This window comes from Pseudomonas asuensis, assembly GCF_014646755.1.
Lineage (GTDB): Bacteria > Pseudomonadota > Gammaproteobacteria > Pseudomonadales > Pseudomonadaceae > Chryseomonas > Chryseomonas asuensis.
On sequence record NZ_BMNW01000004.1, the window covers coordinates 125,726 to 152,648 of the forward strand.

At 56.3% G+C, this 26,923-nt stretch carries 28 protein-coding genes and 2 pseudogenes; 21 read left to right on the forward strand and 9 right to left on the reverse strand.

Annotated elements, in window-relative coordinates; translation table 11 throughout:
* Positions 1-53: 53 nt before the first annotated feature.
* Positions 54-2,159: a maltose alpha-D-glucosyltransferase gene (gene treS, locus IEX86_RS10025; RefSeq protein WP_188865990.1), complete on the reverse strand. Its 2,106-nt coding sequence runs from the start codon at positions 2,157-2,159 to the stop codon at positions 54-56.
* Positions 2,160-2,423: 264 nt separating this feature from the next.
* On the opposite strand from treS, the gene IEX86_RS10030 reads away from it, so the two are divergent.
* The 5 genes from IEX86_RS10030 (at position 2,424) to IEX86_RS10050 (ending at position 8,125) form a co-directional block, all read left to right on the forward strand.
* Positions 2,424-2,885, forward strand: coding sequence for a hypothetical protein (locus IEX86_RS10030; protein WP_229685301.1), 462 nt, complete (start codon positions 2,424-2,426; stop codon positions 2,883-2,885).
* Positions 2,886-3,210: 325 nt separating this feature from the next.
* Positions 3,211-4,218: an SDR family oxidoreductase gene (locus IEX86_RS10035; RefSeq protein ID WP_188865991.1), complete on the forward strand. Its 1,008-nt coding sequence runs from the start codon at positions 3,211-3,213 to the stop codon at positions 4,216-4,218.
* 464 nt (positions 4,219-4,682) lie between these two features.
* A complete protein-coding gene (locus IEX86_RS10040; protein ID WP_308423883.1) occupies positions 4,683-6,104 on the forward strand; it encodes a sugar porter family MFS transporter in 1,422 nt (473 codons plus the stop codon).
* Between the two features lie 123 nt (positions 6,105-6,227).
* Positions 6,228-7,505, forward strand: a complete 1,278-nt coding sequence (locus tag IEX86_RS10045; protein ID WP_188865992.1) for a hypothetical protein — start codon at positions 6,228-6,230, stop codon at positions 7,503-7,505.
* A gap of 98 nt (positions 7,506-7,603) precedes the next feature.
* Entirely contained in the window at positions 7,604-8,125 is a 522-nt protein-coding gene (locus IEX86_RS10050) for a DUF2059 domain-containing protein (RefSeq protein ID WP_188865993.1), read from the forward strand.
* Positions 8,126-8,191: 66 nt separating this feature from the next.
* Here IEX86_RS10050 and fos read toward each other — a convergent pair whose 3' ends face one another.
* The 5 genes and pseudogenes from fos to IEX86_RS25650 all read right to left on the reverse strand — a co-directional run.
* Positions 8,192-8,599, reverse strand: a complete 408-nt coding sequence (gene fos / locus IEX86_RS10055) for a fosfomycin resistance glutathione transferase (protein ID WP_188865994.1) — start codon at positions 8,597-8,599, stop codon at positions 8,192-8,194.
* A gap of 1 nt (position 8,600) precedes the next feature.
* Complete coding sequence (locus IEX86_RS10060) at positions 8,601-9,062, reverse strand: GNAT family N-acetyltransferase (RefSeq protein WP_188865995.1); 462 nt, start codon at positions 9,060-9,062, stop codon at positions 8,601-8,603.
* Positions 9,063-9,237: 175 nt separating this feature from the next.
* Positions 9,238-10,155 carry a substrate-binding domain-containing protein gene (locus tag IEX86_RS10065; protein WP_188865996.1) on the reverse strand — a complete coding sequence of 306 codons (918 nt, stop codon included), beginning with the start codon at positions 10,153-10,155 and terminating at the stop codon, positions 9,238-9,240.
* A 7-nt stretch (positions 10,156-10,162) separates the two neighbouring features.
* On the reverse strand, positions 10,163-10,876 hold the full coding sequence (locus IEX86_RS25645; protein WP_373290426.1) for a methyl-accepting chemotaxis protein: 714 nt from the start codon (positions 10,874-10,876) through the stop codon (positions 10,163-10,165).
* 141 nt (positions 10,877-11,017) lie between these two features.
* Positions 11,018-12,172 (reverse strand): annotated as a pseudogene (locus tag IEX86_RS25650) (HAMP domain-containing protein); the annotation flags it as partial.
* 379 nt (positions 12,173-12,551) lie between these two features.
* On the opposite strand from IEX86_RS25650, the gene IEX86_RS10075 reads away from it, so the two are divergent.
* The 11 genes and pseudogenes from IEX86_RS10075 (at position 12,552) to IEX86_RS10125 (ending at position 18,111) form a co-directional block, all read left to right on the forward strand.
* Complete coding sequence (locus IEX86_RS10075; protein ID WP_188865998.1) at positions 12,552-13,169, forward strand: glutathione S-transferase; 618 nt, start codon at positions 12,552-12,554, stop codon at positions 13,167-13,169.
* Between the two features lie 29 nt (positions 13,170-13,198).
* Entirely contained in the window at positions 13,199-13,435 is a 237-nt protein-coding gene (locus tag IEX86_RS10080; RefSeq protein WP_188865999.1) for a hypothetical protein, read from the forward strand.
* Positions 13,436-13,453: 18 nt separating this feature from the next.
* A complete protein-coding gene (locus IEX86_RS10085) occupies positions 13,454-13,765 on the forward strand; it encodes a cupin domain-containing protein (protein ID WP_188866000.1) in 312 nt (103 codons plus the stop codon).
* 12 nt (positions 13,766-13,777) lie between these two features.
* A complete protein-coding gene (locus tag IEX86_RS10090; protein ID WP_188866001.1) occupies positions 13,778-14,305 on the forward strand; it encodes a GNAT family N-acetyltransferase in 528 nt (175 codons plus the stop codon).
* Between the two features lie 54 nt (positions 14,306-14,359).
* The gene (gene rimJ, locus IEX86_RS10095; protein ID WP_188866002.1) at positions 14,360-14,917 is read left to right on the forward strand and encodes a ribosomal protein S5-alanine N-acetyltransferase; all 558 of its coding nucleotides are present in this window, start codon (positions 14,360-14,362) and stop codon (positions 14,915-14,917) included.
* 26 nt (positions 14,918-14,943) lie between these two features.
* Complete coding sequence (locus tag IEX86_RS10100; protein WP_188866003.1) at positions 14,944-15,513, forward strand: GNAT family N-acetyltransferase; 570 nt, start codon at positions 14,944-14,946, stop codon at positions 15,511-15,513.
* An 11-nt stretch (positions 15,514-15,524) separates the two neighbouring features.
* A complete protein-coding gene (locus tag IEX86_RS10105; RefSeq protein WP_188866004.1) occupies positions 15,525-16,007 on the forward strand; it encodes an ATP-binding protein in 483 nt (160 codons plus the stop codon).
* Between the two features lie 144 nt (positions 16,008-16,151).
* Positions 16,152-16,520, forward strand: coding sequence for a hypothetical protein (locus IEX86_RS10110; protein WP_188866005.1), 369 nt, complete (start codon positions 16,152-16,154; stop codon positions 16,518-16,520).
* 95 nt (positions 16,521-16,615) lie between these two features.
* Positions 16,616-16,882: a hypothetical protein gene (locus IEX86_RS10115; RefSeq protein ID WP_188866006.1), complete on the forward strand. Its 267-nt coding sequence runs from the start codon at positions 16,616-16,618 to the stop codon at positions 16,880-16,882.
* Between the two features lie 28 nt (positions 16,883-16,910).
* Positions 16,911-17,537, forward strand: coding sequence for a LysE family translocator (locus tag IEX86_RS10120; RefSeq protein ID WP_188866007.1), 627 nt, complete (start codon positions 16,911-16,913; stop codon positions 17,535-17,537).
* A gap of 4 nt (positions 17,538-17,541) precedes the next feature.
* Positions 17,542-18,111: pseudogene (locus IEX86_RS10125) on the forward strand (GNAT family N-acetyltransferase).
* A 6-nt stretch (positions 18,112-18,117) separates the two neighbouring features.
* Here IEX86_RS10125 and IEX86_RS10130 read toward each other — a convergent pair.
* A complete protein-coding gene (locus tag IEX86_RS10130; RefSeq protein WP_373290415.1) occupies positions 18,118-18,996 on the reverse strand; it encodes a YihY/virulence factor BrkB family protein in 879 nt (292 codons plus the stop codon).
* A 255-nt stretch (positions 18,997-19,251) separates the two neighbouring features.
* Between IEX86_RS10130 and IEX86_RS10135 the strand changes: the two genes are divergently transcribed.
* The 3 genes from IEX86_RS10135 (at position 19,252) to gloA (ending at position 21,857) form a co-directional block, all read left to right on the forward strand.
* The gene (locus IEX86_RS10135; protein ID WP_188866009.1) at positions 19,252-19,983 is read left to right on the forward strand and encodes a glutathione S-transferase; all 732 of its coding nucleotides are present in this window, start codon (positions 19,252-19,254) and stop codon (positions 19,981-19,983) included.
* 202 nt (positions 19,984-20,185) lie between these two features.
* Positions 20,186-21,211, forward strand: a complete 1,026-nt coding sequence (locus tag IEX86_RS10140) for an LLM class flavin-dependent oxidoreductase (RefSeq protein WP_188866010.1) — start codon at positions 20,186-20,188, stop codon at positions 21,209-21,211.
* 118 nt (positions 21,212-21,329) lie between these two features.
* The gene (gene gloA / locus IEX86_RS10145) at positions 21,330-21,857 is read left to right on the forward strand and encodes a lactoylglutathione lyase (RefSeq protein ID WP_188866011.1); all 528 of its coding nucleotides are present in this window, start codon (positions 21,330-21,332) and stop codon (positions 21,855-21,857) included.
* Positions 21,858-21,928: 71 nt separating this feature from the next.
* On the opposite strand, the gene IEX86_RS10150 is transcribed toward gloA, so the two are convergent.
* On the reverse strand, positions 21,929-22,705 hold the full coding sequence (locus IEX86_RS10150) for a carbonic anhydrase (protein ID WP_188866012.1): 777 nt from the start codon (positions 22,703-22,705) through the stop codon (positions 21,929-21,931).
* Between the two features lie 275 nt (positions 22,706-22,980).
* Between IEX86_RS10150 and IEX86_RS10155 the strand changes: the two genes are divergently transcribed.
* Both IEX86_RS10155 and ybaL read left to right on the forward strand, forming a co-directional pair.
* Positions 22,981-24,042: a PA0069 family radical SAM protein gene (locus IEX86_RS10155; RefSeq protein WP_188866013.1), complete on the forward strand. Its 1,062-nt coding sequence runs from the start codon at positions 22,981-22,983 to the stop codon at positions 24,040-24,042.
* Between the two features lie 283 nt (positions 24,043-24,325).
* Positions 24,326-26,032 (forward strand): YbaL family putative K(+) efflux transporter, encoded by a 1,707-nt coding sequence (ybaL, locus tag IEX86_RS10160; RefSeq protein ID WP_188866014.1) that lies wholly within the window; start codon positions 24,326-24,328, stop codon positions 26,030-26,032.
* A gap of 189 nt (positions 26,033-26,221) precedes the next feature.
* On the opposite strand, the gene IEX86_RS10165 is transcribed toward ybaL, so the two are convergent.
* Positions 26,222-26,866 (reverse strand): hypothetical protein, encoded by a 645-nt coding sequence (locus IEX86_RS10165; protein ID WP_188866015.1) that lies wholly within the window; start codon positions 26,864-26,866, stop codon positions 26,222-26,224.
* Between the last annotated feature and the right edge of the window lie 57 nt (positions 26,867-26,923).

A 26,923-nucleotide genomic window follows, 5' to 3' on the forward strand; every position in this document is an offset into this window, starting at 1 on the left:
TGTAAAAAAAGGCTGCGGGCAGTAACGCCTTGCCCGCAGCCTGCTCTTGCGTCTTACACGTCAAACGGCGTATTGGGCAACGCACCTACGATTCGCAGGCAGAGCCCTTCATAGCCTTCCAGATTGATCGTCAACTCGCCGTTATCGGTGAGATCACCTTCGACTGTCTCGTTGATCATGTCCACGACCGGCCCCGGTGTCACATGGGTCAGGGTAACGGTTTCCTGGATCGACGTAGCCCCAAAATTAAGCGCCGTGATCTGAGTACCACGCCCGGCAGGCAGCTCATGCACCATAACCAGCAGCCCTGGCGAGACGACATCCGGCACTGCAACCTGGTGGCTGGACGCAATACCGTAGGCCTGACGTACCGACAAGATGCGCTTGAGCTTGTTGGCAAACGAATCTGGGTCAGCCAGTTGTTCGGTTAAACTGCCATAGAGGTTGACGGCTTTTGGCAACCCTTCGCCTGAATGAGTAGCCTCGTCGTTGACCCCTATCAGATCGTAAGCACCGCGCTGTATCCAACGCGTGTCGCCCTCCTTCATACGGTCTTCTACCAGACCGAACGGCAAGGGCAAGGCACCGACCAGATCCCAGCCGGATAAGGCAAATACGCCGGGCTGCAATGCGTTGTACATGGCAAGGAGCAGATGGACCTGCTTGATACGCTCCTTGTCCTCATCCGTCATGCTATCCAGCTCACGAATACCCAGCGCAGCTGCAATGACGCTCGCAGAGGTACAAGCTACGCCATTAGTCACAAAGCGTAGGTTGTAGGGCGCATGCTCACCGCTAAGGCGCTCGTACATCACCTCACGAATATGCTCGCGCAGGATACTGCCCCGCCAGGTCTGGCCCTGATAAACGAAGTTGGTGTCGGCATGCAGCGTCCAGAAGTGCACCAGCTCCAGTGTCAGCTCATCATGGTTTTGCAGGGCATGGATGAGCGATGCCGGGTCAATATTGAATTGATGCATGGTGCGCAGCATCAGGCGCAGGAATTCGGTGTCGCCCGTCAGCACGGCGTGGTGATAGGCCGGACGGGTAATGAAATCGTAAGACAGGTCTGCGCCGCCTTTACCCATGGCCGCGATATCGTCTATGGTCAGGTTCAGCTCCTGAAAGCTGAAACCACCGGCTTTACGGACCATACCACCAATAATCTGGTTACCGACGATGGATAATGGATGCCCTTCGGACCAGGCCTTATCATGGGCACGACGCTCCACTCCCAGGAAGCCGTTAGCATCCAGGCGCAGACCCCGTGCACCAAGTACATCCAACGAATGCAGCGCATCGCCAATGATCAGTTGCTGCGCAGCAAAGCTGGGGTCGAGCCAGTTCAGGGAAGGTTGGCCTTCCTTGAAATAATGCAGGTACACCCAGCGCCGAGGCTTGCCGTCTACGCCAACAATCACAGGAGTCGCGCTCCAATCGGTCTCCTTCACACCTGGCTCAAAAAAGATGACGCGCTGGAGCTGTCCGACGATATAGCATCGCTCTTTCAGGGCGTCGACAACGTCCGGTGGCAGGTTGACCGCATCACGGCCTTCCGGCACTTCCGGCAGCAGCTCCCAGTCCTCGTGCTTGATCTCTACCATGTGGTAAAGGCCGGGATAATCCTCATAGCCCAGCTCAGCCAGACGGAAGTCGGCACCTTTGCCGGTATGGGCCGGAATAATGTCATCCACTACCACGGCATTGTGGGCTGAAGCCATGCGACTCAGGGCGATGAATTCCTCTTCCGTGCCGTAGAGCGGGTCAATGTCGAGGCTGATCCGGTCGAAATTACCGTCGATGGTGGGCGTTATCTCCCGATCCTTGAGTCCGCCGGAAAGCTTGGTCGGTCCGGTATGGATCGCCTGTACCCCAATGGAGGACAACGCGTTCCACAGCGGCGCGCTACCAAGCGTCTTGATGACGGAATCACCAGACCCGGTAATTACAGAGCTGGGATAGGCCGTAAACCAGACGGATGCGATAGCCGTAGCCCGGCGCGGGCGTGTTTCAGCATAAGGATGCATCCAGAGCCGGGCCTGACCACCATATGCCTTCGCTCGCTGGCGGGCCTGGTGGAGCATCGACTGGTTGACGAGCCACTGAACGTATTCTGGATCAGGCGCGTTTACATGTTCTTCTGTATCTGGCGCTGTCATATCGGACCCTGAAAAGGTGAATTTGTATCTTGGACTGTGCTAATTCGCGTTTGTATCCCAACCTCTCTTCTCCCTTGCCGCTTCGGTGTCTGAACGGTCAATGAAAGGCACTTAGGCGTAAACAGAGCCGGTGGGCAGTCATAAGACAGACGCTTACACAAAAAAGATGGTTCTGCGGTACAACAAAGCGCCAAAATGACTGGAAAATACAGCAATTTTCGCCTTACCTGCTATGAAGGCAGAGCCATGACCATGGAGAGTGCTATGAGTCCCAACGATCGCATATCAAACGGTCCGGATTCCGTACCTTATACCGAGGGCTCGTTCGGCTCGAACAAGCGTCTTGCGGTACGGGAAACCATCCTGAGCGACCGCAACGTTCTGGACTGCACGGTCTACCGCCCGGATGAGGACCCGGAAGTTGATGCCGACGACTTGGGCGATGCCAAGATCCTGTTCACAGGCGAATTCAAGGTGCCCGAGGACTGGGATCAGGAAACACGCGACGATTTCTTTGGTGACATGGACCCCAGCTTGTTCTCCACCGCTCGCATAGAGAGCGAAGCAGAGCCGGGCACGCCAGGTTTCTTCACACCGGAACCCGGTGATCTCGTGGCGGCCATGCCAGGAGCTGGGATAGTCGAAATGTTTTACGTGTATGACTACTGCGAAAACGAAACTGGCCGTCATTATGTGCTGGTGCGTGAAGTAGACCCAACACTGTAAGTACTCCCCATACCTTGCTTGCGCCTATGGGCGTAAGCCGGTGTGCCTGGCTATTTTTTAATCACTTATTTAGCCTCGGCCATATCCCATATGGCTGAGGTCTGGCCTCGCCCTTGCTCCCCCAACCGCTCTAGTACGGCCCTTCTATCTGCCCAATTATCCACCCGTGGTTACCCTGAGCGGGGAACGATAAGCACAGTCTGTACGTCTATGACGGTCATAACGATTCAAGCATCGCATCAGGTGCTTACCCGGCAGATGCCTTAATGGGCGCTGCTGCCTTGCCGTTTCGATCACTGCTTATTCCCATTACCAGGAGCCAGCCATGAATCCGAACGATCTCTCCACGTCCCGCCGCAAACTCATGCAGGGCGCGGCCGTCACACTTGCAGCCGCAGCGGCCGCACCCGCCTTTGCTCAGAATACAAGCGACAAGGTCGCAGCCACCCCGGCCCCCTTGAGTGATCCCAAGAGCGGCTATCCGCGCCCGCCCTTTCAGGAGCAAAGCCAGCCCTGGCCGGGCCTTGCCAGCAAGATGACCCCCAGACCTGACCATGGAGAGGAGACCTACAAAGGCAACAACCGCCTCGCCGGACGTAAAGCTCTGATTACCGGGGGCGACTCGGGTATTGGCCGCGCTGCGGCTATCGCCTATGCCCGTGAAGGCGCAGATGTGGCCATTAACTACCTGCCGGATGAGGAGCCTGATGCCAAGGAAGTGGTCCAGCTGATCCAGCAGGCAGGCCGCAAGGCGGTTGCTATTCCCGGCGACATCCGTGACGAAGCCTTTTGCCGGGAGTTGGTAGAGCGTGCAGTGAAGGAGCTGGGTGGACTCGATATTCTGGTCAACAATGCCGCGCGCCAACAGAGCCATGACTCGATTCTTGACTTGAGTAATGAGGAATTCGACTGGACGATCAAGACTAATCTGTACGCCATGTTCTGGATTACCAAGGCCGCCATTCCGCATATGCCTGAAGGCGCCTCGATCATCAACACCTCTTCAGTCAATGCCTATGATCCCTCTGCCAACCTGGTTGATTACGCGCTGACCAAGGCGGGTATCGCCAATTTCAGCAAAGGCTTGGCGAAGCAACTGGCGGATAAGGGCATACGTGTCAATGCAATCGCCCCTGGCCCATTCTGGACACCGCTGCAAGTCTGCGGCGGCCAGACCATGGAAAAACTCAAGAGCTTTGGGGGTGACACTCCACTCAAGCGCCCTGGGCAGCCTGTGGAAATCGCGCCGCTTTACGTTCAGTTGGCCTCCACCGAGGCAAGCTATATCACCGGGCAGGTCTTTGGGGCTTCGGGCGGGAACGGTCAACCTTAACCGCTGAATAGACTGAGCCAGACGGCCTTGCCGTCTGGCCCTCTTCAACAGGGACCGTTTATCGATTCACCCGCAAGCGTTCGCCTCCGTTCGAAGAAGTTTTCCAACCGATTTCTTGGCTACTCGCTTTTGCCTGCAGGCCACGTCCTTACTGCCATGGCCCATCATGATGCTCGCCCGTTCCTACCAGTCCTTTAACCCAAACGACGTAGGGTAAACGCTTGTCTTCCGCATGCTAGACGCCTTTTTTGAAACCACGTCCAGAGACATCAGTCTATTTCCATGAGCCCCTATGCTCGATGACGTGGATTCGATAAGGCATTAGCAACGTCGCGCGGGCAATTGATCTCCCCGCCGCATTCTCGTGCTTTTACCGAGCCCTCCTATTGTCAAGGCACGTTGGACTGCCTTCTGTTTAGCCAAGGATTGGATGAGCGTCACGGCTTACGTGTAAAGAGAACTCTATGATAAAAAACCCATCCCCACTCGCCTCGCCGGCAAGTGCAGAGACTTCAGCGTCAGACTCCCCCACCAACCCTAAACGCAGAATGCAGATCATCACCACGATCTCGACTTTTGGCGGCTTACTGTTTGGCTATGACACCGGGGTTATCAATGGCGCCCTTCCCTTTCTCAAGGAAGACTTCGGCCTTACACCCTTTTCCGAAAGCCTGGTAGCGTCCTCCCTCGTGTTTGGTGGCGCCATCGGTGCAGCGATCAGCGGCCGCCTCTCTGATGCCCGTGGCCGGCGCAAAATCATCCTGCTGCTGTCGATCATTTTCATCCTTGGTACGCTGGGCAGTACCCTTGCACCCAACGTTGAAATCATGGTGCTGGCCCGCTTCATTCTGGGTCTTGCTGTTGGTGGTGCCTCAGTTACCGTTCCGGTGTACCTGGCGGAAATGTCACCTGCGCATAAACGCGGACAGATGGTGACGCGTAACGAGTTGATGATTGTGTCGGGCCAGCTACTGGCCTTTACCTGTAATGCTGCGATTGCTCATTTCTTTGAGGGCAGCCATATCTGGCGTTGGATGCTGGTCATCGCTACGCTTCCCGCCGTCGTGCTCTGGCTGGGCATGCTGGTCATGCCGGAGAGCCCACGCTGGCTGGCGTCCAAAGGCCGCTTCGGCGAAATGCTGCGTACACTCAAGGAGGTCCGGGCCGAGCATCAGGCCCATAAGGAAGCCAAGGAGGTACGCCAGCTCGCTCAAGAAGATGCGAAGGCTAAAGAAGGCAGCTGGGAAGACCTGAAAACCCCCTGGATCCGTAAAATCTTTTTGATCGGCATGGGGATCGCCATTGTGCAGCAGATCACAGGCGTCAACTCGATCATGTATTACGGCACCCAGATCCTGAAGGAGTCCGGCTTTGATACGCAGGCGGCGTTGACTGCTAACATCGCTAATGGCGTAATTTCTGTACTGGCCACCTTTCTGGGCATCTGGCTTCTGGGCCGAGTCGGCCGCCGGCCAATGCTGATCACCGGCTTGATCGGCACGACTACCTGTCTGCTATTGATTGGCCTGGTCTCGCTGAACATGGCTCCAGGCACAGAGCGCGCATTCATCATCCTGGCGCTGACCGTGAGTTTTCTGGCTTTCCAGCAAGGGGCGATTTCACCTGTCACCTGGCTGATGCTGTCCGAGATTTTCCCCATGCGCATCCGAGGTTTGGCTCTGGGCTTTACCGGAGGCGTGCTCTGGCTGACGACCTTCCTTGTGGGCTTTTTCTTCCTGCAACTGGTCGCATGGTTCAGCATTTCCACTACGTTTTTCATGTTCTTCGCATTTGGTCTGCTGGCCATTGCGTTCGTGGTCTGCTACCTGCCCGAGACCAAGAACAAAACGCTGGAAGCCATCGAGGCGGAATTCAAAAAGGCCTGATAGAGGCCCGCTTTACCAGGGGCCTGTAGGCCCCTTTTTATTGGGTGAAGGTTCGGGATATTCCGCTGCCCTCTTCGGCTCCAATATAAGACGATGTTGATTGACGGCCATCGGGGCAGGCGAATGAATGCACGTGTGTTGCAGGACGAGCTGTTTTCTACCTTTGACCTCAGGGAGCGGCTCAATGCCCAACGGAGCCGGCTTGACGAGGCGCTGGCGGCGCTGGATGAACAGCGACTGCTCAACACGGCACCGAACGCTCTGATCGACTATTTCGTTGCCACTTACCGGATTGAGCCCCCTGAGCTGCGCCGCCACGAATGGCAGGCTGAAACGGATGACGCCGGAGATTTCGACGGCAATACTGCTACCCATCGGCTCGATATCGACATTCCCTTTGATGGCGACGCGGAATGGTTTGGTGCGCAGGCCGGCCCCTGGATGGGCACATCATGCGTAACGCGGATCAGTGGGCAGTCACTGATCCTGACATTCGAGATCAAACGCGGTAGTGAGCAAGCTGCACGCGCGCTGATCGACCGCGAGGTTAACGAGATCGATAAAGCACTCGCCTGGATTCGGCAGGAAGTCACTGCTTATAACGATAGCCTGCTCGCTACCGTTGACTCCGTAATCAACTCACGCCGCGAATGGCTACTCTCTCACCAGGCATTGACCCAGGCCCTGGGTATTCCATTGCATAAACGCTCTGACGCGCCTCTGGATCGGCTCGCAAATACACCCAGACACGCGTTGCCTCCCATGCCTCCACCACTGGACAACGCACCCGATCTGCCTGAGCCAGTGTTGAACCCTGACCAGCATGGTCACATTGTGGAAACGCTTGGGAACGCGATTACCCTGCTTATGTACAGCCCATCGCTGTTGGCCAGATGGAATGAATCAGCGCTTAGAAACTACCTGAGTATTGCACTCAATAGTCAGTTCGAAAGCCCTAAAACAGCTGAGCCCTTTGTGCCTGTCGGCTATAGCGCCCTTGGGCTTCGCAGCGGGCAGCGGATCGCTTTTCTGGTCGCCTGTATGTTTTGGAAAAATGCCGAGACGTATCAGGAGCAACTTGAATACCTGCTGGCTCATCCGCTAGGCAGAGAGACCCGACTTACCCTGCTAGTCTTCCATCGAGGCCAACGGCTGGCCCGAACGCTGAATGATATCCGTACACAAAACAGCGCCCACCCCTATTACCTGGAAGCCCCTGAAGAGCAGCCTGAAAATGGTAGTCAGGTGACGCTTCAAACGCCTAGCAACCCCGCGCGGCTAATCCATCTCACCACTTTTGTTTTCAAGGCGCCCAAGGCCCAGGGTAGTGTTACCTCACCCCAGCGAAGAGCCCTTAAAAAGATCGAGCCAAGCCGGATTCAGACCCGATTTGATTTTTAAATCTGTTTAAGCACGCTATGGTTATGTCCAATGCGCTGCCTTGAAGCATCGCGCTCTCAGTGCCCTGCAGGGACATTTCTACGACAGAAGGAATTGCAATGAAAAAGACACTTGCTGCTCTCACCCTCTTTTCGGCTGCCCAGGCGTTTGCGGCAGACTCAGCGCCAACGGACAGCTCCGTCCATAACCTACTGAAGGTGACCAACACCTCACAGCTGATCGACTCGTCGATGAGCCAGATGGACAGCTATTTCAATGCCGCGATCGAGCAGGGCCTGCAGGGTAAGACGCTGAATGCCGAACAGCAGAAGATCGTCGACGATATGCGGACCAAAAGCGTGGCCGTTGTCCAGAAAGCGCTGTCGTGGGAGAAAATGGAGCCGGTGATGACCGATATCTACAAGAAGTCATTCAACCAGCGCGAAATTGACGCCATGCTGAAATTTTACCAGTCCGAAGAGGGGCTTTCGGTCGTGACCAAGATGCCTATCGCCATGCAAAACAGCATGCAGGCTATCCAGGCCAGTACCATGAACATAGCGCCCGAACTCAATAAAATCCTCGCGGATGGAAAGCAGCAGCTCCTCGCCTTGGATAAAGAACACGCTTCAGCCAAATAAGTACCGCCTTTCCGGGCCGCTCATGCCGACGGCCCGGCCTTGCACCCTCGTCTGGCTATTGGATGCTTACTCAAAAAACTGCATGCCCGCATAGGGGCTTGTGCGGCACTGCGCCAGACGTGTCGCCAGATCGCCCACATGCACTTCAAGCTTATGTCCATCCGGGTCGAGGAAATAGAACGAGTCGCCCTCGCTGCGATTGTCTTTCCAGACCTTAACGCCATGCGCTTTTAACCGCGTGACAAAAGACTCGAAGTCAGACCCGGCAACGGAAAACGCATAGTGTGTGTAGTCTGCTCGTGACCTACTCACGGTAGGGTCCAGCGACAGGCATAACCATAGCGATCCGGCCTCCAGATAGGCGCCTTGCGCCCACCGTGCAGCCAACCGGCATCCTAACAGCGTTTCGTAGAAGGTAACGCTACGGTCAAGATCACTGACAGCCAGGGTAAGATGACTCAGCCCAGTCAGCATGTCAGGCCTTTGCAGCGCGACGCATCCCGATATGGGGGATGTCATCTTCCAGATAGATCTCCGTGACGGGCTCGAAGCCGTAGCGACCGTAGTAATCCTGCAGGTGTGCCTGGGCAGACAGGTAAATCGGAAGACCGGCCCAATGCTCCTCGCAGAAGGTCAGGCCCTGCTTCATCAGCTCATGTCCAAGGCCGCGCCCCCGTACAGCAGGAGCCGTTACCACACGACCAATGACCACCTCGCCGTCATGCAGGACCGGATCAAGCACACGCAGATAAACAACCAGTTCATCATTTTCCCAGCCCATGAGGTGGTAGGTATTACCCGTCAGGTCCTGGCCATCCACTTCTTGATAAGGGCATTTCTGCTCGACCACAAAGACTTCAGTGCGCAGCGCGAGGATGGCATACAGCGTCTGAACGGTAAGATCGGTTTGTGGTGTAGCAATCCAGCGGATAGACATGAGCGGCTCTCTGAAGAGGTGATCGTCGCATTGTCGATCACCTTGCTCCCAGGCACCAGCCCTATGCTGGCACGGCCCTCTGGCTGGCCCGCCCGCGCGCCACGGCTTTAAGATCCAGGAGTATGGCGCGCCAGCGGTTAAGGCCTTTATCAAGATTCGAGCTTTTACAGCTGCGTTATTGGAACTGACTACGATTTTCAGGCGTGATCAGCTTAAACGGCACCCAATTTACCGGCTCTACCCGCTCCCCTCTGACCATGCGCAACGCTACTTCTACAGCACCATTGGCTTGGCCTGCCGCATCCTGAAGCACGCTAACGGTCAGCTTGCCCTGGTCCATCATCTTGAGCGCATCCGGTGTGCCGTCAATGCCGCCGATAAGATAGTCTTTTGGGTTCTTGCCCGCCTTCTCCAGCCCCATCACCGCACCAATGGCCATCTCGTCATTGTTCGCCGCGATAATGTCAAAGCTTACGCCCTGCTTGAGCCAGTCCATGACAGTGCTCGCCGCCTCACTGCGTTGCCAGTGAGCGATGGTCTTTTGCACGATCTTCATGTTCGGGTATTTGGCCACGACGTTTTCTACGTCTTCGGTACGAATTTTCGAAGCCTTGTTGCCTGGATCGCCAACCAGAATAACGACGTTGCCCTTGTAATTGGCCCGACGCGCCAGCTCTTCCATCTGAAGGGTGCCGGACTCTACCTCATTCGAGCCGACAAACGCGGTTTGTGGCGTCCAGCTGGCAGGCTCAGGGTTGCGGTTGATAAAGACCAGCGGAATCTTCGCTTCGTTGGCAAGCCGGGTCATTTCCGGTGCAGTCTTCATGTCTACGGCGGTCACGATGATCGCATCCACCTTGGACGCGATCAGGTTACGGATCTGCCGCATCTGCAGCGTACCGTTGTCCTGTGCGTCCTCCATAAAGACATCAGCGTCCAGGTTGTTGGCATGGCGCTGCACGTTATTGCGTAGCAGGACCTGGAAGTTATCGTTGTTCTTGGCGACGCCCACACCGATCAGCGGCGTGGCGGCCTGGGCCAGGCTGCTCAGGAGCAGACCGGCACCGAGTAGAGAGGTCATCCAATGTTTCATGTTCGCCTCACACGCTGAAATGATGGAGTAGTCGACGCTGCACCTGAGCCATTTCGGACAGGTCCTGGCTGCTTTGTGCGGTACGTTCGGCACCCTCGGCGGCCAGTTGGGCAGCGTCATTGATGTACGTGACCATGCGGCTGGTTTCCTCCACCGTCGCGCTCTGCTCTTCCGTGGCTGCCGCAATCTGGATATTCATGTCACGAATGCTGTTCACGGCATTGCTCATGGAGCCCAATAGCTCATCTGCACCGGAGGCCAGCCGAACACAGTGGTTGGACTGCGTCTGGCTCTCGTTCATGACCTTTACGACCGAGTGGATCTTGCCCTGCATCTGCTCGATCATTTTCTGGATCTCGCTGGTAGAGGACTGTGTACGGCTTGCCAGCGAGCGCACTTCGTCCGCGACCACGGCGAAACCACGGCCCTGTTCGCCAGCCCGTGCGGCCTCGATGGCTGCGTTGAGCGCCAGCAGGTTGGTCTGCTCGGCGATAGTGCGGATCGCGTCCACGATGCCGTCGATCTGTTTGCCAAAGCCTTGAAGCTCATCCGTTTCCAGCGAGGCCTTATTGATTTGTTCGGCCTGCAGGCGAATGCTGGCAATGGTCTTGGCTACACGCTCCTGCACCTTGCTGGTCAGCTCGTGAGTATCGTCTACAGCCTCACGGGTATCGTTCGCCCGTTTGGCCACCTCATGCACGGTGCTTTCCATCTCGGTCATGGCTGAGGCAGCAGAGTTGAGGCGGTCGCGCTGCTCATCCACCGCGCGGGTGGTGCGGTCGCTGATCTCAGCGTTACTGTCCGCCGTTTGCGCCAGACTATCGGCCGAGCGGGTCAGCTCGCGGAGCGTGTCCTGCAACGACGTGGTCAGCTCGTTCAGGTAGCCACCCAGCTCGCCGAATTCGTCCTTGCGGGAGACATCAAAGCGCACACGCATGTCACCGCTTGTAACCTGCTTGAGGACTTCACGGAATGCCGCCAGCGGGCGCCGAATGCTATGGGATACCCAACCTCCGATCAGTACGGCAGCCAGCACGGCCAGCACACAAGCGATCAGCAGCAGGCTACGGCTGGTAGAAATGGTCGAGTCGGCATCTGCCTTGGCACTGTTGGCTACGGCAACGGCCTGACTGCCAAACTCAGCGATCTTGCCCAGTACGGCTTGCAACTTGGCGTCCACCGCCTGACGCTGGGCTGCAACCTGCCCTGCCAGCGCTGCGTCCTGCTGGTAGACATTGAAAAGGCCATCGTTAGCGGTCAGATCCCTCAACAGATGGTTCACCATCACCGTCACAATCCGGCCAGTCCGAGCATCCTGTGCGACAAACACCTTGAGTCGATCACGGATGACTTCATCCTGAAGCGTCAAGGCGCGCTTGAGCTTGTCGATATCACTAACAGCGGCATGCCCGGCGAAATGGTCATAGGTCTTACCGACTTCCAGCAGCAGCGCTTCAGCAGCGGCTGCACTGTCAGTGGACCCGTTAGCACGCTGTCTGGCCATATAGTCCCGCAGGACGTTGGCCAGTCGCGCGCCTTCCTGAGTCGCAAAACCCTGTAGCGTACGGGCCTGAATGCTCAAGGCGACCTGCTGACCATGCAGCTGCATCAGCTTAGCGGCCTGTTCGGCATAGAGTACGCTCAGCTCACGCTGCTGGGACAGGTCTTCCTTAAGCTCAGGCCGGTTGCCGATGTAACGCGACGTAGTACCCAAGAGCTCATTGAAATGCCCCAGGCTCTCATCAAAGGGTTTCTTGCCCTCGGCGATCTGCTGGCCGTCACGGCTGATCAAAACAGCCAATACGGCTTGGTTGGCGCGCAGGATATGTACATTGAGCTCGCTGGCCGCCTGACTGAGCGGCGCCGATTGCCCGGTAATAATGGAAAGCCGGTCACTGATGGAGTGCGTGCTCTGGTAACTAATGCCCACGATGGACAGCAGCAATACCAATAGCAACGCAAAACCACCAATCACACGTTGGAGGATGGTCATAGCAGTAACCCGTACGTTTGTCATTATTCAGGGGTCAACAACACGGCGCGAGGTGCCACTTGCTCAGAGGCCTCTCGGCTTTTCACCTTTAGGTTATCGGCGAGACAGGCAGGTGACTAAAGCTGTCAGCTGCTCATTTTTTGATCACGTTATGGTTAATGAAGACCAGTGGTGGCCCATCGCTATAGAAAGCTGCACGCTAGAGCGGGTAGGCGTAATCTAGATTGTTTAGAACTGCCGACGAATGGTTATGAGCGGTTTGGGTGGTCATTCCAGCACAAAGAGTGACTTCTGCGCCCCAAGCACCTGTAGCTTCTTTATAAGAGGTGACTGCAACGCGTGCAGTCTGCCTTGGCAGCCGTTATAACGGGAGAAACGTGCCCTGTTCCTTAATGGAGAAACCATGCAACTGATCGGAATGTTTGACTCACCCTATGTCCGCCGCGTAGCCGTTTCCCTGAATGCGCTGGGCCAATCCTTCGAGCACAAGCCTCTCTCGGTTTTCAGCGCCTTTGAGGAGTTTCGGTCGATCAATCCGGTTGTAAAAGCCCCATCGTTGGTCTGTGATGACGGTACGGTATTGATGGATTCAACATTGATTCTGGAGTACGTAGAAGCGCTGGCGGCCGAATCGGGACGCACCCTCATGCCTCGCGACCTGACTGAACGCCAGCATGTATTGCGCATTATTGGGCTCGCCCTGACCGCCTGCGAGAAAACCGTACAGATCGTTTATGAGCGCAAGTTACGCCCGGCTGACAAGGTGCATGAACCCTGGATCGACCGCGTCACGGGGCAGCTGCTGGCTGCTTACGGTGCGCTGGAAGCCGAAGTGGCGAACCACCCGCTCAAGGCAGGCGCCGACGACATCAATCAGGCTGGCATCACCACGGCTGTAGCGTGGCGCTTTACCCAGCACATGACGCCCAACGCCGTTATTGCCGACAGCTTTCCACACCTGCGCGAGCTGTCAGCGCAGGCGGAAACACTAGACGCGTTCAAGGCAACGGTCTTTGTCTAGGACCACTGATTGATTGAGGTAGGCGAACCATGGATGGATTTCTGAGTGCTATTGGCAACTTCATTCTGGAGTTCATTTTCGGCACCCTTTTCGCGGCCATTCTGTTCTGGATCGGCTGGCCCATCGTCAAGGTTCTGACCTTGGGTCGCTATCCTCATGGCCAGAAATGTCTGGACGAGACGATGCAAGCTAACTGCGTTCGAGCCACTGCTATCGCTGCACTGGCCGTGTCACTCATGGCCGCGTTGGGCCAATTCCACCGCTGAGCCGCATACAAGGTCTACATGAATATCATCCGCAGCAAGAACTTCACCGCCAACCGCGCCTGGGGTGCGCTCGACATTGCCAACATGGGCGGTATCACGACGCGTCTGCACTGGACTGATCAACCCTATCAGTGGCACATCAACGATGGCGAAGAAGTCTTTGCCGTACTTGATGGTGTGGTTGAAATGCATTACCGCGAGGCCGGTAAAGAAAAGTCCGTCCGGTTGGAAGCCGGGGACATATTCTTTGCCGGGATCGGCTGTGAGCATGTTGCGCATCCTCAAGGCGAAGCCCGTATCCTGGTTGTAGAGCGCGAGGGTAGCGTCTGAGCGGAAGCACCCATGCGAATCCGTCAGATCACCCTTGCCGACCTTGACGGCTTTTATAACCTCTTTGCTGCGGTGTGTGCGGAAGGACTGTATACCCATCGCCAGCTACCGCCTGCCAAGGAGCGTATCCGCGAAAGCCTGATAGAGGTCCAGACGCAGGGCTGGCCCAACCATGTCATCGAACATGAGGGCCAGATCATCGGCTCGGGGGAGGTCTTTCCAGCCAGCGTCTGCGGTGAGCCGGGCCGAGATGACACGGTGGGTGTTCTGGGGATGCTGATCCACAAGGCTTTCCGTAACCAGGGGCTGGGCACTTGTCTGTTGAGGACACTTATTGATAGCAGTCAGGCCGCTGGTTTTGCCGCGCTTGAGTTGGACGTCTACACGTCCAACCGCCGTGCCATCCACCTGTACGAGGTGCATGGGTTCGAATGGCGCCATGACCTGTCCAGGCATCTCCTGCCTAATCGACAGGAGGATCAGCTGCAGCGAATGCGTCTTGAGCTGGGTCTGCACTCTTTATCTGCCAAAACGCTATAAAACCGGGTGAGGTTCCGGTTATAACGCTTAGGCGCTTATAAGAGATAAAAATCCATGAGCATCCTGACGTTAGAGGCAGAGCGGGTCCGACTGATCATTCCTACCGAGCGCGATGAGGTGCGGCGCCGGCGGTTCGAGATTGAGAACCGTGAGCACCTGAGCATCTGGGAGCCCTTACGGGAAGAAAGCTTCTACACGCCCGAGGCTATTCGTCAACGCATTCGACTGAACCTTCAGGACTTCATGGCGGGCGCTTCCTGCTGTTTCAGCATTGTCGACAAGCGAACCGACACGATCATCGGCAGCTGTAATTTTTCCAATATCATCCGGGGCTCATTCCTGGCTTGCCACCTGGGGTACTCGATTGCTGAAAGCCACCAAGGCAAAGGCTTTATGTTCGAGGCGGCCAGGGCTGGTATCGACTACATGTTCACGCAGCGCAAGTTGCATCGCATCATGGCTAATTACATTCCCCACAACGCGCGCAGCGCGCAGCTGCTCAAGCGTCTGGGTTTCGAGCGTGAGGGGTATGCGCGAGCCTATCTCAAGATTAATGGTGTCTGGGAGGATCATGTCCTCAATGCCTTGATCAACCCGTCCACTAATGTCTAAACCATTACGTATCCCTAAGGACTGCGATGACTCCACCCTTGCTGCGCACCATACCCGAACAGTTCGAAACCAAACGTCTCCTGCTGCGGGTTCCTCAGGCTGGAGATGGCGCCATAGTCTATGAAGCCGTAGTGGAATCGCTTGCCTCACTGCGAAGGTTTCCGGCCTCGTTGCCCTGGGTGATGACCGAGCCGTCGGTGGATACCTCCGAAGCCTACTGCCGTCTGGCTGCCTCAAGCTTTATCGTGCGCAAGGACCTGCCGTTTCTGTTGCTCGACAAGGCCACCGGCGCGCTGGTCGGCTGCGCCAGCTTTCATCGTATCGACTGGAGCGTACCCAGCATGGAGATTGGCTACTGGTGCCGCGACAGCCGGTGCGGCCAGGGCTATATCACTGAAGCAGTTAGCGCCATGGTCCGGCTGGCTTTTGATAAGCTCAAGGCCGAGCGCATCCAGATCCTGACGGACGAAGAGAACATAGCCTCCTGCCGCGTCTGCGAGCGAGCCGGTTTTACGCTTGAGGGAACGCTGCGGCATGAACGCAAGGCACCAGACGGTACGTTGCGCAATACACGTGTATACGCCTGCACTACCTGAGCCGTCTGCCCATGGAGCTGATCGTCTTTATTGGTATCCAAGCCGCAGGCAAGTCAACCTTTTACCAGCGCTGCTTCTTCGACACGCACGTCCGTATCAATCGGGACATGCTGCGTACCCGCCACCGTGAGCATCGATTGCTGGCCGCCTGCCTGGAGGGCAAACAAAAGGTAGTCATCGACAACACCAATCCCTCTGCTGCCGAGCGGGCGCGCTACATTGAGCCTGCACAGGCAGCCGGCTTTACGGTGATCGGTTACTTCTTCGAGCCGGACCCACGTGGCTGCGAGGCCCGCAATCAGGCCCGGGCGAGAAAGGTACCACCCGCTGGCCTGTTTGGTACGCTCAAACGACTGGAGCGGCCGCGCTTCGAGGAAGGCTTCCATGAGCTCCATTGTGTCGTATTGCAGCCGGACGGCCACTTTCTTGTTTCAAGATATCAACCGCCCGCCAGGCCTGAAGCAGCGCTGGAACCGCTTGAGCCGGAGCGTTGAGCGAATTAGCCCTCCCTCCACGTATCACAGCGTGGTAGATGCCGCTTCAGCCAGGCGGGCGATCCGCAGCTACGCTGTTTCTTATCTATTCAAGAAACGCATCGGACTGTCTTGTTGCAGGTAGGCTGGTGGAAGGAGCATCGAATGGTCGAAATTGAAATCGAAGGCAATAACGCCGTCTTTACTGTTAAAGGCATCCACAAGCTGTGGGCGCTTAAAAGTCAGCTGATGATCCCTCAGGAGCATATCCTTGCCGTTCACCAGGACGATGCGGTCCTGCAGGGCTGGAAAGGCTGGAAGGCGCCGGGCACCAAGATCCCGAACATCCTGACGGCCGGAACCTTTTACCTTGAGGGCGAGCAGGTATTCTGGGATGTAAGCCATGCAGAGCGGGCTATCATCATCGACCTGGAAGATGAGCAGTACAAGCGTCTGATCATCGAGGTCGAACATCCTGAAGGGGCGATCGAACTCCTGACGAGCCTGATCGAGGCCAACAAAGGGCGCGCCTGATTCGTCGCTTCAAGCGCTGCCGCACGCCAGCCCCTCCAGAACACTGCCATACTCTGAGGGCATCCAGAAGTGCCTTTCAAGGATAAGGAATCATCATGGCCCGCAAGGACAGCGGACACTCGCTCGAAACCCGCCTCATCAGCCTACTTGCCGCGCTGCCGTTTGCCCTGGTAACGGCAGCCCTGCTGTGGCTTGCCGTTAATCAGGAGCTGGCCTTTATGGGTCGGTTTCTCGGATCAGGCTTCTTTTGGGGCTGCCTGGGAATATTTTTATTGGCAGCCTTTGCTTTACCCACCCTGTTTCCTCATTGGCTGGGTATGATCTGGCGTGGCTTTATCCGCCTCTATCATTACTGGCTTTGACAGCAAGAAGACGACTCAAGGACTGACCATGTTTCCGCTCAATATCTGGCTCGCCTATACCGCTGCCTGTGCCTTACTGATCCTGTCTCCCGGCCCGGACAACCTGCTCGCCATTGGCCGTGGGCTGAGTCAGGGTAGCCGGGCAGCCATTGTTTCAGGGCTCTCCTCGGGCGTTGGTGTCCTGTTTCACGTGACAGCCGCCACCTTTGGCCTGACGCTCCTCATGAAAACGTCAGTCGTGGCGTTCTGGGTCGTCAAGATGGTCGGAGCAGCCTATCTGCTTTGGCTAGGCATCAAGGTGCTGCGCTCACGCAACCTGATCAACTTCACCCCCGCAGCTCACCAGCCGCTTAAGACGATCTTTTTTACCGGGCTGCTCTCAGCCGTGCTCAACCCCAAACCAGGCCTGTTTGTCTTAGCCTTTCTACCGCAGTTCGTAAGCCCCGCGCGTGGTTCGGTAACGCTTCAGATGCTGACGTATGGTGCCTGGTTTGCTCTGCTGACGTTTATCGGCTTTTCTATCATGGGCTCCTGCGCCTCCCGACTGGCTCACTGGCTGAAGCATCGACCCCGTATTGTGGGCGGCCTCAATTGGGGTGCTGGCCTTGCCTTCATCACCTCCGGCCTGACCGTGGCGGCCTTGCAGCAGAGATAAGCGAATGGTCCCGTATCTGGAACCCGCCACCTACGAAACCGAACGCCTACGGCTACGTCAGTAGCGCAACGAGGATAAGGAACCCTTTGCCATGCTCAATGCCGATCCTGAGGTGCGCGAGCATTTTCCGTCCTTACTGGATCGTGCCAGTAGCGAGGCCGAATGTGAACGTATTCAGGGCAGGATAGAGCAACACGGGTGGGGGTTCTGGGCGGTCGAGTTGAAAGAAACCCGAGAGTTCATCGGGTTCACCGGACTGAACACCCCGGAAGGTTTGCCTTGCTCACCCTGCGTTGAAATCGGCTGGCGATTGGCCAAACCTTATTGGGGCAGGGGCTATGCCTCGGAAGCCGCACGCGAGGCTTTACGTATCGGCTTCGAGCAACTAAAGCTGGACGAGATCGTGGCGTTTACCGCCCTGAGCAATTACCGCTCCCGAGCCGTAATGGAGCGGCTCGGCATGCAGGATGCTCATGAAGAGTTTGACCATCCCAGAGTGCCTGCCGGCCACCCTGTACGCCGGCACTGCCTGTACCGGCTCACCTACGAGGACTGGCAAAGCAGGCTCACTTAAGCCTGCTTACTCATTTATTTTCTTGTCGCCCTTTTCCTTGCCTTCTTGGGAGTGGTGTTCGATCACTGCATTGATCTCCGCACCAAACAGCAGCACTGCCGAGGAAATGTACAAGTAGAGCAGCATGATGATGATCGTGCCAATCCCGCCATACATAGCGTTGTAATTACCAAAGTTCTGCACGTAGTAGGCAAAGCCTACCGAGGCTGCGATCCAGACGATCACCGCCAGCACCGAGCCGGGGGTAATGAAGCGGAAGTCCTGCTCAACATCTGGCGCTGCGTAATAGATGATGGCCACGGCCAACATCAGCAGAATCACGGCTACCGGCCAGCGTATCCAGGTCCAGATTGTGACAAATGCCTGCTCAAGGCCAACGTAGCTGGTCAGCCAGTTCATGAATTGCGGCCCCGTTACCATCAGCGCGGCAGCACAGATCAGCATTAACGCCAGTCCGATGGTGTAGAACACTGACAGCGGAATACGCTTCCAGACAGGTCGTCCTTCTTCTACATCGTACGCCGTGTTCATTGCCGTCATCAGCGAGCGAACCGCGGCAGAAGCCGACCACAGCGCTACGATGATACCTACCGAAAGTAATCCCCCCTGCTGGTTTTGCTGTAACTGGTCAATAACCGGATTAACCTGCTCCAGTGCCTGCGCAGGGAGCACATAATTGGCCTGTTCACGCAGCCAGTTGAAAAAGTCCGGAAGATGCAGAAAACCCACCAGCGAGATCAGGAACAAAATGAAGGGAAACATTGAGAAGAACATCTGATAGGCCAATGCCGAAGCATAAGTCGCCATATCGTCATCATTGAATTCCTTGACTGACCGCTTGAGCACATCCAGCGGGCCCAGCCCACGAAGAGTGAATCCCAACATCCCCATCTCCTCTCATCTTTCTTTATCTACAAGCAGTCGGATTCGACTGTTTGTAAAGGTGAAGGCATAGCCTGTAGGGATAGACCGGACTGAGCGGCAGATGTCACCGCAGAAGAATCAAACGCCTGTTCGTATGCTTCTGACGTGGCGGGCAGGCAATAAAAGAAGGTGACGGTCTCTCGTTCGTACACGGTCAAACAACTCCTGAAGGGATCGCCTGTCCCACAGGAAGACCTCATTGAAAGGAGACGAGCAATGCGCTACGAACTGCATTACTGGCCCACCCTTCAGGGACGTGGCGAGTTTATCCGTCTCGCGCTGGAAGAAGCCGGCGCCGACTACGTGGATGTGGGCAATGGCTCCGAAGAGGATGGGCTGGGCATGCCTGCTATGGAATCCTATCTAAGCGGTGAAGCAACACCTTTCCCGCCGTTCGCCCTGCCGTTTCTCAAGGCTGACGATCTTATCGTCTCCCATGTTGCAAACATTTTGCAGTTTCTGGGGCCTCGCCTTGGTCTTGTGCCTGAAGATGAAGCCTCACGCCTGTGGGCCCATGGCCTGCAACTAACCATTGCCGACCTTGTAACCGAAGCCCACGATATCCATCATCCGATAGGCTCCTCTCTGTACTACGAGGACCAGAAGGCGGAAGCCAAGCGCCGCGCAGAGGGCTTTATCAAGGAGCGTATTCCCAAGTTTCTCGACTATTTCGAACATGTCCTGGAAGATAATCCGAAAGGAGATCGCTATCTGGTCGCAGACTCGCTCTCCTATGTCGACCTATCGCTGTTCCAGGCGGTAAGCGGGTTGCGCTATGCCCTTCCCAAGGCCATGCAGCGGATTGAGGCAGACATGCCCAAGGTCGTGGACTTGGTATCGCGCGTAGCTGAGCGGCCTAATATCAAGGCATATCTGGCCTCCGAACGACGCTTGCCTTTCAGCGAGAATGGCATCTTTCGCCACTATCCGGAGCTTGATGAGGTTTGATACTACAGGGAAGGCTCGGATCATCCGAGCCTTCCCTCGTGTGTCTACGTCTACCCATGCCTCCTGTTATCTGAGCGTGTGCGGCGTTCTGGCACTTCAGGTCTTACGCACATTGATTCTGCTTTCCAGGGGCGCATGGTACGCGACTCTTGGATCCTGTCTGGAAGTACCTGTTACGCGCCCGATCATCTAGGAGAGACCCATGCGGACACTAGCCAAGACCCGCTTATCCATTCTCGACCTAGTTCCTGTTACCACTGGCCAGGCAGTAGGCGATGCTTTGCGTAATGCCCTGGCCCTGGCTGAACAGGCAGACCAATGGGGATACCATCGCTACTGGTTATCCGAGCATCACAACATGGACGGCGTAGCCGCCTCGGCCACTGCCGTACTGATTGGCCAGATTGCTGCGGTAACTCATCGCATCCGGGTAGGTGCTGGTGGCATCATGTTGCCAAACCATACCCCTCAAACCGTGGCTGAGCAGTTCGGCACGCTGGAGACGCTCTACCCTGGCCGAATCGATCTTGGGGTAGGCCGTTCACCCGGTGGGGATTACGCCACCATGGAAGCCCTGCGGGTCAACATGATCACGGCAAGTCGGGAGTTTCCGGAGCGTGTCCGCGAGCTGCTTGCCCTGCTCGAAGAGGAGAAAGACTCAGCTTTCAAGGCAGCGCCTTTTACCCGAGCGCCTGGCGAAAGGCTCAATGTTCCCGTCTGGATGCTAGGCTCCAGCTTGATCAGCGCCCGCCTGGCCGCAGAGCTAGGATTGCCTTATGCCTTTGCTGCCCATTTTTCACCGGCCCGCCTGCATGAGGCTGTTGCAGCTTATCGTGAGCATTTTCAGCCCTCCCCGTGCCACCCGCGCCCACAGGTCATCGTTGCGGTTCCTGTCATGGCGGCAGACACCCGGCTACGAGCCGAGCGCTTGATGCATTCTCTGTATCAAAAAGCGCTGGATCTTGGTCGTGGCCAATCCAACCGGTTGCGGCCGCCTCCCGAGCGCATGGGCTGGACACCGCAAGAGCGATTGGCCATAGAGGATCAATATGCCGCAGCCATTGTTGGTAACCCTGAAGAGGTGCGCAGCGGCTTGCAAAAGTTACTGGAAAGCACCCAGGCTGATGAACTCCTGATCCATACCGAGACCTATGACTTTAAGGAGCGTCTGCGGTCCTATGAGATCGTCTGGCAGGCAAAGCAGCAGGCTCTGCTGGAATTGTCCTGATCCTCAACGGCCTTCGTGGCCATTTGCCACAGCCCGGGTCACTTCAGCCTAAACAAAGCGCAAAAGTGATAAGCTGGCTATTTAAATACCGTCTGGATTTATCATCTGGAGAACTACGATGACCTTGAATGAATTGAATAACCTGCCGGGCGTTACGGCCCAGCCTGACGCAGCCACTGCTGAGTATGTCTACAACCACACCATGATCCGTGTGAAAGACATCGAGAAGACCCTGGACTTCTACACCCGCATCCTTGGCTTCACCATGTTGGAGAAAAAGGATTTCCCGGCAGGCAAGTTCAGCCTGTACTTCCTGGCGCTGATTGCTGACAAGTCCCAGATCCCGACCGATCCGGAAGAGCGTCATCGCTGGCGCAAGTCCCTTTCCGGGCTTCTGGAGCTGACGCATAACCACGGCACTGAAGATGATCCAGACTTCACCTATCACAGCGGCAACAGCGATCCACGTGGCTTTGGCCACCTGTGCGTTGCCGTACCGGACATTCACGCCGCCTGCGCACGTTTCGAAGAGTTGGGCATTACCTTCCAGAAGCGCCTGACTGAAGGCAGCATGAAAGACATCGCGTTCATCAAGGACCCCGATGGCTACTGGGTAGAAATCATCCAGTTCACGCCGGTCGTGTAAGTAAAAGCCCGGGTAACTATGTATAGGTACCCGGGCTTTTGGTTAACGTTTCAAATGACACGTCAGCAGCATTAATCTTCCTCGACTACCCTCGCCTGTAGCGCTTGCGTAGGACGATGGTTGTCTGGAAATAACTGGCGGAACTGCTTGATCTGCCTATGCGACAGTTCAATCGGCTGCTCAAAGACCACCCACTGTACTGATTCACTGCAAGGCGGTGTGGTGAGCGAACCCTGGTAACGAATGTGTTTACCAGTACCCTGCTTAGGTAGGAGCTTACCCAGGTCAGGATCATCCTTACTGTCCATCTGAACTTCTTTGCCCGGCTCTTGGGGTAGATGCTTCCATAGCTTGGCCAGCTCATGGTTCTCCTTTCCTTCCTTGATCATCAATCCAACCACTAACAGATGACCTTCTTTGTCCTGATTCACCAGGTGCATTTCCATCGGATAGGCGTGGTGATTGAACTGATGCTCGCTGGGCGTGTGGAAATGGAACTGCACCAGACGGTACTCGTCGCCGTTGTAGGTGAGCATGTCTTCACCCGTGGGCGTAGCCTGAATCGTATGTCTGTTATTGATCAGCGTAAGTGGGCTGCGTGCGTAGTGAATACTTAAGTTACGCGTATTCTCCTTGTGCCGCACAGCGTGTTTGAGATCAATATCGATGGGGGATTGAGTGGTCCCTTTGCTACAAAGTTGGTTCTGTAGCGAATCACCTAGTTCAGCCCAATGGGCTGGACCGGTATCGCCACTGTAGGACCAATGGCTGTCGGCTGCGAAAAGGGGAAGCGGCAGGCTTAAAAACAGGGAAAGCAGTACATGACGAGATAACAGGCAAGATGCCATAAGTGCCTCGAACGAGCGCGTTGGGATAGTGGCAAAATAGTACCCACCTGTTTTCAAACGTCACTCAGAGCTTTCTGTAAAATTTTGAAATATAGATACTGTTGACAGTCTTTAAGGAACCCTTTCAATACACCTCTGCCAAGCCTGCGTGAAGGTCTCGTGAAAAGGACTTTGGCGAGCAAAAACACTCGTAAAAAGCCGCAAAAGCTCATTCTGGCTAACACTCGCTCAAATTAGCTGTATATTTATACAGATCAGCACTTGAGAAAGGCATTATGTCTAGCCAAAAGCCTCCTCGCGGCCGGGGGACCGGTAGTAACCCGCACAATCGCTATGCCCCTACCCGGTCGGAAGCCTATGACGATGGCTGGTTCCAGGATATCCCTCCTACTCAGGCCACCGAGATAAGGTTGGAAACAGCCAAGACGGTGATCTCGCGCAATACCTCGCCGGACATCCCTTTCGAACAATCCCTCAATCCCTATCGTGGCTGCGAGCATGGCTGCATTTATTGTTATGCCCGCCCAACCCATGCTTATTGGGACCTCTCGCCAGGCCTCGATTTTGAAACTCGGCTGATCGCCAAGACCAATCTGGCTGAGGTACTGGAAAAGGAGCTGTCCAAGCCGAATTATGTCTGCAAGCCCATCGCCATTGGTGGTAATACCGATCCGTATCAGCCTATCGAGCGTGAGCATCGTCTGACTCGGCAGGCGCTTGAGGTGCTGCTCCGATACCGACACCCGGCCACGATCGTGACCAAGGGTACGCTGATCCTGCGTGACCTGGATCTGTTGAGCGCGCTGGCCGCCCATGGCCTGATCAAGGTAGGGATCAGCCTGACCACACTTGATGATGAGCTCAAGCGCACGCTGGAGCCCAGGGCAGCTGCTCCGGCAGCCCGGCTCAGGGTCATCCGTGCCCTGCGTGAGGCCGACATTCCGGTCGGAGTCATGTGTGCCCCTATTATTCCGATGATCAATGATCGAGAGCTGGAGCAGCTGCTTGAGGCAGCTCATGATGCCGGGGCACGCTCAGCAGGGTATGTACTGCTGCGCCTGCCGAGGGAAGTAGCGCCGCTGTTTGAGGAATGGCTTGAGACTTATTACCCACAGCGGGCAGCCCATGTGATGAGCCTGATCCGCCAGAGCCGAGGCGGAGAGGTCTACAACAGTAGCTTTGAGACACGCATGCATGGCGAAGGTATATTTGCCGATCTGCTTGAGCAGCGGTTTCGCATCACCTTGCGCCGCCTGGGCCTGAATCGACGTGAGGAGCGTATTTCGCTGGACTGCACTCAGTTCAGCCCGCCCGGGCAGCAAATGCCGCTGTTTTGAGGCAGTGAAAAGCGCACGCAATATCACGAAACACCTTGATTAAGCACGAACCGCCCCTATCCATACACACTTAGGGTAGAGGGGCAACTTTCCGCTTTTGTCATTTGTCCCTAATACACCAGCCTGGCCTCCCAAGGCTCGGCGCCAGCAGTTCCATAGCGATAATTCCAATAGGGTACGTACAGTTCGTTGCGTACTGATGCCTTGAATATGTGAGCGTCGTCGCGAGGCCAGTCCAGCCTTATGGGCTTTTTTTAGCCCGTGCCCCATGTGGAGCGACTGCATGCATGAAATGCCCCTGATCACGACTCTGGCCGCAGGCCTGGTATTGGCCTTTTTTCTTGGCCTCTTGGCCAACCGTCTACGCTTGCCACCTTTGGCCGGTTATCTCTTGGCTGGCGTAGTGGCTGGCCCTTTTACCCCAGGCTTTGTCGCCGACAGCCATATTGCTCACGAGCTTTCCGAAATCGGCGTCATCCTGTTGATGTTTGGCGTGGGCCTGCATTTTTCCATCAAAGACTTGATGTCCGTACGCAAGATCGCCATTCCCGGCGCCATTGGGCAAATCACCGTGGCCACCCTCATGGGTATGGGCCTTGCGCATCTTTTGGGCTGGGGATTAGGTGCCGGGCTGGTCTTTGGCTTGTCACTCTCGGTTGCCAGTACCGTTGTACTGCTCCGCGCCATGGAAGAGCGGCAGATGATGGAAAGCCGGCGCGGGCGCATTGCGGTCGGCTGGCTCATCGTGGAGGACCTGATGATGGTCCTGGCACTGGTTCTGCTGCCAGCCCTCTCCGGCATGCTGGGCGGCAAGGCCGTTGGAAGCGATAGCAGTCTAAGTATGCAGCTTCTGCTGACCCTGGTTAAGGTCAGTGCGTTTGTCGCGTTAATGCTGATCGTGGGCCGCCGGGTTGTGCCGTGGCTGCTCAAGCGCGTCGCCCGGACAGGTTCTCGGGAATTGTTCACCCTGGCAGTGCTGGCGCTGGCAATGGGCATTGCCTTTGGCTCGTCGGTCCTGTTTGGCGTGTCCTTTGCGCTGGGTGCGTTCTTTGCCGGCATGGTCCTGAACGAATCAGAGCTCAGTCACGAGGCGGCAGATAACTCCCTGCCGCTTCGGGAGGCGTTTGCTGTTCTATTCTTCTTTTCCGTCGGGATGCTGTTCAATCCAGAGGTGCTGCTCTCACACCCGCTGCATCTGCTGGCCACGGTGCTGATTATCACGGTAGGGAAATCCCTGGCTGCACTGATCATTGTGTTGCTGGCCCGACGCCCTCTCAGCGTAGCCCTGACCATTTCAGCCAGCCTTGCGCAGATCGGTGAGTTCTCGTTCATCCTCGCCAGCCTGGGCGTCAGCCTTGAGCTGCTGCCTGAAGAGGGCCGTGACCTGATCCTGGGCGGCGCGATCATCTCTATCATCTTGAACCCCGCCCTGTTCAGCCTCATTGACCGCCTCCAACCGTGGCTTGAGCGACGCGAGGGACAGGCGTTGCCTAATGCCAAGGCAGCCCATGCGCCTGAGGTGGTGGAACCGCCCCCCATTACAGAGACCAACCATGTGGTCCTGGTTGGCCATGGGCGGGTTGGTAAATTGGTCAGCGCTCGTCTGAGCCGCGAGCACATGCCGTTTGTCGTCATCGAGAATGACCGGGATCATATCGAGGAGCTGCGTACAGACCATATCAGCGCCGTGCTAGGTAATGCCGCCCAGCCGAACGTGCTTGAAAAAGCCCATATCGAAAGCGCTCATACCTTGCTGATTGCCATTCCCAATGGAATCGAAGCCTGTGAAGTTTCAAGGCGCGCGCGCGAGCTGAATGCCTCTATCAACATTGTCTCTCGTGCCCATTACGATGAGCTGGTGCAGCACCTGCAGGAAAGCGGTGCCAACGTCGTAATCATGGGCGAACGCGAGATTGCCCGGGGTATGTTTACCGAGTTAGGCCTGCCCACGCAGGAACGTGGAGAAAACCTACAGCAACCCTCCAGCTAATGACTGATCGCGGGGGCCAGATCGGCTCCCGCCCTGCCTATTTGAGTGATTTGTAATCACCCTTGGCTGCCTCGCGGTAGTCGTACGTTGGATAGGATTCGGTATGAAAGGAGCCCCAGGCGCCCTTCTGCACAACGTAGTTCAGCGTTAACCCTCTCCCCTGTCGGCCAGGCCGTTACGCTTCGCCTGCTATAGCCGCCTGGCCAGTAGCCATTCATAAATACGCATGTCCCGATAGGCCAGACGAGCGGCGCCTACATGGTCCTGCCCCTGGTCCAGGTACAGACGATCTCCTTCAAGCGAGACTTCGGCTGACACCAGACCCAGCATGTTGATGAAAGCCGGCGTTGCCCGACGCGTCACTTCTCCAATGCTGATCCAGATCGGCCGCTGGGGATCAGCCTGGGGTACACGCGTCAGGTCTACTGGCCACAGGGCCGCCCAAAGATCGGTCTGCGAAAGCACCAGATCGAATACACCATTTCCTCCAAAGCTGAAGCCAGTCAGGTAGGTTCGTGTGCGGTCACCATCATGATGCTTCTGCACTTGCGCCACGATGTCTCTGACCGCCTCGGCAAAGCGATACCAACGGTCACCCTTGGAGGGCATCTGCGGTGCCAGCACGATAAAGGTTTGCCTTACCTGCTCTGGGTTGCCTGGATTGAGCGGACCATGAATCGTTAATGCCTTACGGATCGGCATAGGCGCGCCCTCATCGTAACCATGCAAGAAGCACAGCACCGGCCACCCGTCTGCAGGCGGCTCACCATCCGGGACGGAGAGCAGATACGGCAAGGTCGCAGACTCAATCAGCTGAACGTCAGTCAAGGGCATAAGGCCTCCAGCAATACAGACTCGTAAGTCGTTCGACCGTCCCTACGGCCTATCACT